8 protein-coding genes are annotated in these 9892 nt (G+C 47.3%); 4 read left to right on the forward strand and 4 right to left on the reverse strand.

The annotated features are described in order from the left end of the window. Both QUA27_RS25295 and QUA27_RS25300 read right to left on the reverse strand, forming a co-directional pair. On the reverse strand, window positions 1-474 hold a 474-nt coding region (locus QUA27_RS25295), incomplete at its 3' end, for a photosynthetic reaction center family protein (protein WP_510175270.1). 217 nt (window positions 475-691) lie between these two features. Beyond that, window positions 692-2437 (reverse strand): alpha/beta hydrolase, encoded by a 1746-nt coding sequence (locus QUA27_RS25300; RefSeq protein WP_333071558.1) that lies wholly within the window; start codon window positions 2435-2437, stop codon window positions 692-694. A 474-nt stretch (window positions 2438-2911) separates the two neighbouring features. On the opposite strand from QUA27_RS25300, the gene QUA27_RS25305 reads away from it, so the two are divergent. From QUA27_RS25305 to ligA, 3 genes are all read left to right on the forward strand, one after another. Next, the gene (locus QUA27_RS25305) at window positions 2912-3889 is read left to right on the forward strand and encodes an Npun_R2479 family HD domain-containing metalloprotein (RefSeq protein WP_333071580.1); all 978 of its coding nucleotides are present in this window, start codon (window positions 2912-2914) and stop codon (window positions 3887-3889) included. Between the two features lie 135 nt (window positions 3890-4024). After that, on the forward strand, window positions 4025-5089 hold the full coding sequence (locus QUA27_RS25310) for a vWA domain-containing protein (protein WP_333071560.1): 1065 nt from the start codon (window positions 4025-4027) through the stop codon (window positions 5087-5089). A gap of 114 nt (window positions 5090-5203) precedes the next feature. Further along, on the forward strand, window positions 5204-7228 hold the full coding sequence (gene ligA / locus QUA27_RS25315) for an NAD-dependent DNA ligase LigA (protein WP_333071561.1): 2025 nt from the start codon (window positions 5204-5206) through the stop codon (window positions 7226-7228). 187 nt (window positions 7229-7415) lie between these two features. Here the strand turns inward: ligA and QUA27_RS25320 are convergent, their stop codons facing one another. Beyond that, window positions 7416-7595, reverse strand: a complete 180-nt coding sequence (locus QUA27_RS25320) for a hypothetical protein (RefSeq protein WP_333071563.1) — start codon at window positions 7593-7595, stop codon at window positions 7416-7418. Window positions 7596-7607: 12 nt separating this feature from the next. Here QUA27_RS25320 and QUA27_RS25325 point away from each other — a divergent pair, with 12 nt between their 5' ends. Beyond that, window positions 7608-8021: a hypothetical protein gene (locus tag QUA27_RS25325; protein WP_333071564.1), complete on the forward strand. Its 414-nt coding sequence runs from the start codon at window positions 7608-7610 to the stop codon at window positions 8019-8021. A 258-nt stretch (window positions 8022-8279) separates the two neighbouring features. Here the strand turns inward: QUA27_RS25325 and QUA27_RS25330 are convergent. After that, the coding region (locus tag QUA27_RS25330; protein WP_333071565.1) for a CHAT domain-containing protein at window positions 8280-9892 on the reverse strand (1613 nt) is incomplete at its 5' end.

A 9892-nucleotide genomic window follows, 5' to 3' on the forward strand; every position in this document is an offset into this window, starting at 1 on the left:
GAATACTGCGGTTGCTGCTGCAACTGGTGCAGAGTAAGCGACGCAGATCCAAGGACGCATACCTAAGCGGTAGGACAATTCCCATTCACGACCCATGTAGCAGAAAACGCCAATGAGGAAGTGGAAAATTACCAATTGGTAAGGGCCGCCGTTGTACAACCACTCATCAAGGGAAGCTGCTTCCCAGATGGGGTAGAAGTGTAAGCCGATGGCGTTGGATGAGGGAACAACTGCACCTGTGATGATGTTGTTACCGTACATTAAGGAACCAGCAACTGGTTCGCGGATGCCGTCGATGTCCACTGGAGGGGCAGCGATGAAGGCGATGATGTAGCAGATGGTGGCGCTTAACAGGGTAGGAATCATCAAGACGCCGAACCAACCTACATAAATGCGGTTGTCGGTTGATGTTACCCACTCACAAAAGCGTTCCCAGACGTTGGCGCTTTCGCGCTGCTGTAAGGTTGTTGTCATGGTTTTATGATTGCTGTATTTGGTTGTCAATGTTCGGATGATGTTTATATTATTAACGGTGTTGTTAAGGTTTGTAAAGGGGTTTGACGACAGTTAAACTGATGACTGCGATTAGGAAAGCTGATGTAAAGAGAGACAGGGGCGTAGCTTGCGGGGCGGGACGCCATCGTCCCGGCGCGAAAAGATATGCCAGCGTGCTCTCCGGCGCACCTCAAGCCTAACGAACGGGAGCGATCGGAGGTGGAGAAGGTGGAGAAACAGGAGCGATGGGAGGTGGAGAGGCCGGGATGCGAGGAGGTGGAGAAAGCCTGAACTGCTGGAGTTGCTGCGGGGTTAGCGATCGCAAAATTCTCAGTCCGAGAGTGTCTCGGGAGATGCTTAAAGCGTAGGATGGCTCCAAATACGGGCGGAAATTTGATTTGTTGTTCAAATAACTTTCCATGAATGCTAGGCTGAGTCCGCTGAGGTAGCGGCGGGCTAAAGCTGGTTCGGGCCCGATGACCTCTGGTGGTGGCAGAAAGAGGCTTTGAGGGGAATCCTCGATCGTTGAGAAGTGAGTCCCGTTTATCATCAATACGAGATATTTGTTGAGCGATGTCAGCCATGTGAACGGTTGAATTTGTTCGAGCAAAGCGGGGGCGACGGTATCGGCGCTGCCTGCGATTACCATGACTGGGATTTGGATTTTGCTGAGGTTTGTTTCTCCGAGAATGCTGCTGACGATCGGGTTGACGGCGATCGCAGCTTTGACGCGCGGGTCGTCGAAATTGTACTGGTTGCGCTCTAGGCCGCGGGCGCGGCACTGCAAAAGTAGAGAGAGGTTCCAAGTATCGTTTTCGAGTCCGCAATCTTTGTCTAGCTGTGCAAAATTAATCCCCGCCCCGGCTAATGCTAAAGCTGTATAGCCACCGAAAGACTGGCCTATGACGCCGACTCGCTGCAAGTCGAGCTGCCCTTGGTAGGTCGGGTCGGTTGTAGATAGTTTGGTTAAATAATCGAGCAGGTCTTTGATGTCGAGGGGGCGGTTGACAAATTCTGCTGGTTCTGCTACTTGATTGGCTCTGCCTGTTACTAAGTCTTGGATTTGTTGGGCGTTGCTGCCGGGGTGTTCGGGGACGGCGACGGCAAAGCCGTAGGAGGCTAGGTGTTTTGCTAAATACTCGAAGGAAAGGCGATCGGAACCTAAACCGTGGGAAATTACTACTACTGGAGCCGGTTGGGGGCTGCCCTGTGGCAGGTAAATGTCCATATCAAACGTGCGAGGGCGATTTGGACTCGTCACAGTTACCGATGATTTTTTCCAAGTATAGGGGCCCGGTAGCTGGGGCTGCAGCATTTCGGCGGGCGGTATGGCGGGGTCTAAGGCTGCTTGTGCTTCGGACAACTGGGCGACTCCGGCGATCGTCTGATTGGAACGATTGATCAACGATGTCAGCTCGTTGGCGATACCCAAGCCGCGAGCGATGTCAATCCTGATGCCATAAGTGGGGAATTTCCGCAGCACGTTGAGAATTGTCAGGCCTTCTGGATCTGAGGCTGCTAAAATCAGGGCGGCTCGGATGGCATAAAATCCGGGCTGCCGAGCTTTGGTTTGAATTACTCGGCCCAAGCGTTTGAGCAGCACTTCTCCTTGAGGCGTGTAGAGGAATTGGGCGATCGTCACGTGGCTGATTTCAGCTTTCGCTTGCAGGGCGCTGCGAATCTCAGCTAGCTGAGATTCTTTGATGTACTGAGCGAAGCCGTCCAAGTTTGAGTCTATTTTCCCTTCTTTGGCGAAGAGTGCCAGAGATTCGATGGGAACTGATTCTTCTAGCGGCCCGTAAGTTACGTAAATTCGCTCGGCACCCATTGCCGGTGCGGCGGTGCAAACAGCCGTGAATGCAAACAATCCTAGGTATTTTGGGGCGATCGACCGCCGAGTGCGAAGGGTAGCAGTGGAGAGACTCCGAAACAGACATTTCATAACTTTCACACCTAGGACTTCTAATAATTAGTCGGTGAAACGATGTAAATTGTTTCGCCGCTTTTTAATGCCGAAAATCGCTCTGTTGGTTCGGATGCTTCGGAAATTAGGTTATCTTGGGAAGCATAGCCTTGAGAGCAATTTTCTGATTTGACAAGACTAGCTGAAATTTAAAATTCAACGCCGAGGGGTCAAACCTGTTGGAATGCCCATTGATTATTTTTTCAGCTATCGGGACTTAGACAAAAACTGAAGCCAAAATAGCTTCCAACCCAAATAGAGAAAAAATTTTAGCTCGAATGGGCATGAATCTATTTATACCAAAGGTTTCAGGCATTTTTAGGCGATCGACCTCTTTCTATTGCCAGCGAGGGGTTGGGACCTCTAAAGCGGCTCGAAAATGTTTAAGTCCCACTATTATGCAAGATATTTTCGACCGAGTTTGTAAGTACAGCCTGAGTGAGAGAATTTATGATGTTCAATGCAACTGCTATCCTGATTGACGCTTTTGTGCAAGAGCTGCAGGCCGGCTACCGTCGCACCTACGGCAAGTACAAGCCTGACTACCCTGAAATTATCGCCTGGGCAGGGACTATGGCTCTGGAAAATATCGCTAACTGCGATGCTCTGTACCACAATGTGGAACACACAATGCTCGTGGCTTTGGTGGGACAAGAGATTCTCCGGGGCAAGCATATTCGCGAAGGGGGAGTGTCGCCGGAAGATTGGCTGCACTACCTGATTTCGCTGCTGTGCCACGATATCGGCTACGTCAAAGGTGTTTGTCGCCAAGACCAAGAAGCTGTGGGACTCTACGCTACGGGTATTGACGGGGGTATGGTTTCTGTGCCGATCGGGGCAACTTCTGCCAGTTTAACTCCTTATCATGTCGATCGAGGAAAACTCGTAATTGACGAACGCTTCGGCGGCCACACATTAATTGATGCCGAACAAATCAAGCGCAATATTGAATTGACGCGCTTTCCAGTTCCTGCTAGCGAAACTCATCAAGACAGAAACAATTATTCTGGACTCGCTAGAGCCGCCGATTTGATCGGTCAGTTGAGCGACCCAAATTACCTGCGAAAAATAAGTGCGCTGTTCTACGAATTTGAGGAAGTCGGCACTAATAAAATCTTGGGATACAAGTCTCCGGGAGATTTGCGGCAAAATTACGCCAAGTTTTATTGGAATGGAGTTTTTCCTTACATTCCAGCAGCTTTGAACTACTTGGAATTGACCCAGGGAGGCAAACAGATTATTGCCAATCTCTATGCCAACGTATTTCAGGTTGAACACGCTGAACCGATCGCTTTCAACAAGACAAACGCTCAAGAATTAATCACATCCCGCGCCGCTGGCAAATTGAACGGCGAAAAAGATAGTGATAACATTCAAGCTCCCTCCGGGGAAAACAAGAAATTTAGCGACTTTTTCGATTTGAATTTGTGATGAATTAACCAGCCTTATGCTGAAGCAAATCAAGCGAGCCAGAATTAAGAGATTTTTTTAATCTAGTTGCTGACTCGTCTTTTTTTTAGCTATAATAGAGCTAATAAATCGATGTGTGTTAAGGAGAGTTACGTCATGGCAAACAACAACATTGAAGTCGTTTTTAGCTTTGATACTACTGGCAGCATGTACCCTTGTTTGACGCAAGTTCGTCGGAAAATCAAAGAGACGGTAACGAGACTGCTAGATGAAATTCCTGGCATTCGCATTGGCATTATAGCTCACGGGGACTATTGCGATGCTGGCAGCACTTACGTAACTAAACACCTCGATTTGTCAGGCGATGTCGGCACAATTTGCAATTTTGTTCAAAATGTAGAGCCAACTGGCGGTGGCGATGCTCCAGAATGTTATGAATTAGTCTTGCACGAAGCTCAGTCACTTTCTTGGACTCCAACTAATTCCAAAACATTGGTACTAATTGGCGACGACATCCCGCACGCACCCGCTCAAACTCCTCAAAAACTTAACTGGCGTCAGGAAGTAGATAAGTTAGCACAGATGGGAATTGCCGTTTACGGCATCCAAGCTCTCAACCGCCAGCACGCCACGTTATTCTATAAAGAACTAGCCGAAAAATCTGGGGGTTTTCACCTCAATCTCGACCAATTTTCTTACATCACAGATTTCTTTTTAGCCGTTTGTTACCAACAGTCATCTAACGAACAACTACAAGCTTACGAACAAGAAGTTGTCAGTGAAGGTCGCATGAGTCGCGGATTAAACAAAATGTTTAATACCATGCTGAAGCGGGAAGACTTGGCGGGTTACGAATCAGCAGAATTGCGAGCCGTAAAACCGGGGAGATTTCAGATTCTAGAAGTAGACAGCGAGATTTCCATTAAAGCTTTTGTTCTGGAGAATGGTTTGACTTTTAAAACCGGGCGCGGGTTTTATGAATTTACTAAAACAGAAACTATCCAAGGTAAGAAAGAAATTGTGCTGATGGATCGTTCGACAGGGGATTTGTTTGAAGGAGAAGCAGCGCGAGAAATGTTGGGTTTGCCAATGGGGGAGACAGTCCGCATCAAACCGAGTAATCTAGAAAAGTACGTGGTTTTTGTGCAAAGTACCTCTGCGAATCGCAAGCTGATGGGGGGAACTCGTTTCCTTTATGAAGTTGAAGATTGGGATCGTTAATTAATCTTAAATGTGCAAACAACAACCGCAGATCGAGGTAGATAAGGTTAAAATCTCTATTATCTGAGTTTGTGTTATGGTCTGCGGTTAAAAAATATACACTTTCAAATTAATATGCAACCCGAAATAGAGCAGCAAATTCAACAGTTGAGGCAGCAGCTACAGGAAGCTAGCTATGCTTATTATGTTCTTGACGCGCCGATCATTCCAGATGAGGTGTACGATCGACTTTATCGCCAGTTGCAAGAATTAGAATCAGATTATCCGGAATTAATTACTGCGGAAAGCCCGACTCAGCGCGTGGGAGAACAGCCTGCTACTCAATTTTTTAGCGTCAAACACAACATTCCTCTGTACAGTTTGGAAAATGCTTTTAATTTTGAGGAATTTGCTAAATGGCAGGAACGCTGGCAAAAGGTAGCAGGGGAAAATCAGCCATTAACTGCTGAATATGTTTGCGAGTTAAAAATTGACGGTTCTGCTTTAGCGTTAACCTATGAAAATGGAGTTTTAGTTCGAGGTGCGACGCGGGGAGACGGGATGGCGGGAGAGGAAATTACTCAAAATGTCAAGACTATTCGCTCGATTCCTCTGAAGCTCAATTTAGATAATCCGCCGCCTGTTGTGGAAGTGCGGGGAGAGGCTTTTTTGTCTTTAGCTGTGTTTGAGGAAATTAATCGGGAACGGGAAAAAGCGGGGGAACAATTGTTTGCGAATCCTCGCAATGCTGCGGCGGGTACGCTGCGGCAGTTGGATTCTAAAATTGTGGATAAGCGCAGGTTGGATTTCTTTGCTTATACTCTGCATTTAGATGAGGGTAATGAGGAGAAAACGCAGTGGGATTCGTTGGAATTGTTGCGACGAATGGGGTTTAAGGTGAATCCCAATCGCAAAATTTGCTATTCTTTGGATGAGGTTCGGGAGTATTACGAATATTGGGATACTGAGCGGCGGAATTTGCCTTACATGACGGATGGGGTTGTTGTTAAGATTAATTCGGTTCTGCTGCAAAAACAATTGGGTTTTACTCAGAGGTTTCCGCGCTGGGCGATCGCCCTGAAGTATCCCGCGGCAGAAGTCCCTACAATTGTAGAAGCAATCACCGTGCAAGTAGGGAGAACTGGGGCTCTGACGCCTGTAGCGGAACTCAAACCGGTGCAGTTGGCGGGAACGACGGTTTCGCGGGCTTCTCTCCACAACAGCGATCGACTTTCCGATCTGAACCTGCACATTGGCGATACTGTAATTGTTAGAAAAGCTGGGGAAATTATACCAGAAGTTGTGCGAGTTTTGCCGGAACTGCGCCCCCAAAATGCTCGATTTTTTCAAATGCCTAGTTGCTGTCCTGAATGCGAACAGCCTGTGGTTCGGGAAAAGGGGGAGGCAGTTACTCGCTGCATCAATACATCTTGTCCGGCGATTTTGAGAGGTTCGCTGATTCATTTTTGCAGCCGGGATGCTCTGGATATTAACGGTGTTGGGGAAAAGTTGGTGCAGCAGATGGTTGATAGTAATCTGGTGCATTCTGCCGCAGATTTGTACGATTTAACTGCGGAAAGACTGATGAGTTTGGAACGCATGGGTAAGAAGTTAGCAGAAAAGTTGGTAAGTGCGATCGCCCAATCGAAAAATCAACCTTATTCGCGGGTACTTTACGGCTTGGGCATCCGCCACGTCGGCAGCGTCAACGCTCAATTGCTGGCAGAAAGGTTTGCCAATGTGGAAGAGTTAGCAGCGGTATCGGCGGCATCGATTGAGGGGGTTTACGGCATCGGGCCGGAAATTGCTCAAGCTGTTTATCAGTGGTTTCGAGTTCCGGCAAATCAAAGTTTAATTGCACGGTTGAAAACTGCAGGCTTGCAATTGCAGTCAGAAGTAAAAAATCAAAATTTAGCCAGCACAAATTTACAACTGGCAGGCAAAACTTTTGTGCTGACTGGAACTTTGCCCACTTTGAAACGAGATGAAGCTAAAGATTTGATTCAAAGAGCAGGAGGTAAAGTCACAAGTTCTGTGAGTGCTAAAACAGATTATGTGGTTGTGGGAGAAGATGCGGGTTCTAAGTTGGAAAAGGCTCAATCTTTGGGGATAGAACTACTTTCGGAAGCTGAGTTATTAGAACTACTATCGACACCATAAATGATTGGCGAAAGTCAATATATCTTTCTTTTCTCTTTCTGTGCGCTCTCTGCGCTCTCTGCTGTTCGCAAAAAAATCGCTGATTCACTTGGGCCGTTTTCAAAGAACATCGCCAACAATTCTATTACCGTCGGTGCAAAATAGCCGCTCCTCTTCGTTGGCGCAGCCCCCGTAGGGGCGGGCTCCGCTAACGCGAATTGGGCAATACCTCAAAAGGCATAGAAATCGCGATCGCACTTGCTGAATATACATACTTCCCCGGCGGTGCTGCCCGAATCGGTTGTCGGTACAGGCTAGTTTTGCTAAAATTTGATAAAGTTTGCAATAGCGATGGCAATTGCCAGCTTAGCCAAATCCCAGCAATCATAGGAGATACATTATGTCTGAAATTCCAGCAGAACAAACACAAACAAACTTGACAACTCCTGAAATAGCTACCGAAAGCTCAATTTCTGGAGTGGAAAACGTGAAAAACAGTTTGGGAAACGTCCTAAATAGTTGGAAATTGAAAGTAGGATTAGGAGTTGCTGTACTGTTTGCAGTGTCGCTATTTGCATTCTACTGGCAGCATATGATTGCAGTTGTAGGTATGAAGAGTTGGTCGGCGCGATCGGGAGCTAACCCGATCGAATGTATGGTAAGAGATACTAATAACGACGAGTATGTCAGTTGCAGCGCCCTTCTCGACCAGCAGATTGTCCCTCTTGAGTGCAGTTCGAGTTTGTTCAATATCGGCTGTCGAGTCAATTACGGAACTGCTGCCCCAAATCCTAGACTGACCAACCCTAGATAGAGCATCTCCGGGTTTCTGATAATTTTTGACTTGCTCTGACTGAAATACGGATACAATCCCCACAGGAGTCGCGGTGAGAAAAAAAGTTTGGATGTTAGTTCAAGCCCCCAGATTCATCTGTGGGGTTGTATTTAAAATCTAAAATTTAATTAATTGCCCGTAATAACCCATCATAAAACCTCTTCGTATTGAGGACTTTAGTCCTCATTTCAACCTAGAATGGTTGATTTTACGCAACACGAGCTAAAGTATGGCAGCTTACCAAGGACTTCCAATTAGAGTGAAACTGCTCCAGTAGTAAGGATGAGAAAAATCTTGGTTTTCTTGTTGTAGGTTAGTCGGTAAATTCAAGTTCCCCGCTGTTGTAACTAACTGCCCGTTTGCGAGCCGAACTTTACGAGCAATCATGGCCTGTTGAGCAAGTTGCAGAGTTTCTGCCTTAGTTGTGGCTCCTCGCAACTGGTGGTAAAATTCGCTCATCAGCCCCAAAGTGCCTCCATCGTCAACATACCACAAACTCCCTAAAGCAGATTTTGCGCCGGATTTGACTGCTAAACCTCCAAAACCTAACTCAGCTTCCCGATCGCCCAAAGCAGTTCTACAAGCACTCAATACTAACAAGTCTACCTGCGGATTGCGCCAATTTAAACTCTCCATGCGATCGAGCTGCAATTTGGAATTCCACAGTTGAATGTAGGAATTGCTCGCTTTTCCCGGTTTGAATTCAGCGTGAGTTGCTAGGTGAACGATCCGAAATCCTCCCTTGGTGTGTTCCGAGTTGAGATTATCTAAAGTGAAAGTGGAATTGAGGAAAGATGGACTCTGCCACTGAGTCGAAATCGCCTGCAATTCGATCGGCACACTGGGCAAGGGCTGTTGGTCAACAAATTCTGACCTTCCCATTGCTAGCACGGTGGCGTCTCTAACAGCTTTATAATCGGTATTAGTCGAACTAAAACTCGGAATTAGGCTAAAACTGTATTTTTCAATCAAGAAGCCTTTACCGTCGTGCAAAGCGGCAAAGGGCAGGCTTCGCAATCCGGGATCGACTGACAGTAACAAAGTCTGAATTCCTAAGTTTTGTAAGTCTTTTTCTAGGGGTGCGATCGCCCATTTATATAGTTGCTGGGCTGCCCTTAGATAGCTGGTACTAGCGCGTTTCGCGGGATTAGTAATTTCAGCGCGCAACTCCTGGACGGTGGGGAAAAGAGCTGCTTTGTTGGCTTCGGGGACGCTGTAGTGAATCGGTCGCCCCACGGGAGGAACTAAAATTAGTTCTAATTGTTCGTCTCGCGAGACTATGTAGATAATACCAGACCGCTTGCCCGGTTGCTGTGCGATATCTTGTAAAGTTTGTTGGAAAGTCGAAATCAAGACTTTTTCGTCTGGGAGGTTGGCTTTTACCCCCAAGTATTCTCCAAATTCTTGATTCCTCATTTCTTCGATTCCCCAGACTGTTTTCTGGATATCGTTACCTTCAAAAAGTCGATCGGGAGGCGGGGCGTACCCCAGAACTAAATTAGAAGTAGGGTTGACTGTTGGCGGTTGTTGTGGTGCTGGTGAGGGTGGTACTAAGTCCCGGGGTAATTTACTGGTGATACTTTGATCGATGGTTAAAACTCGATCGGCTGGTACACCGGGATTGTCTAGCGGTTGAATTTTGCGGCGTTGAAAGTCTTCTGAATCAGGGGTTGAAGATTCTCCTTGCGGTGCGGGTGTATCGGCGGCTGTGGGCGATTTTGGTGTAGTCACAGGTGCGGGCACTGGTCTTTCCGTAGGATCGATTGGAGTGGGAGTGACACTCGGAGTGGGAGTGACACTTGGAGTGGGAGTGACACTTGGAGTCGGAGTGGGAGTGACACTTGGAGTGG

Source organism: Microcoleus harperi Pol14_C6 (genome assembly GCF_036701295.1).
Taxonomy (GTDB): Bacteria; Cyanobacteriota; Cyanobacteriia; order Cyanobacteriales; family Microcoleaceae; genus Microcoleus.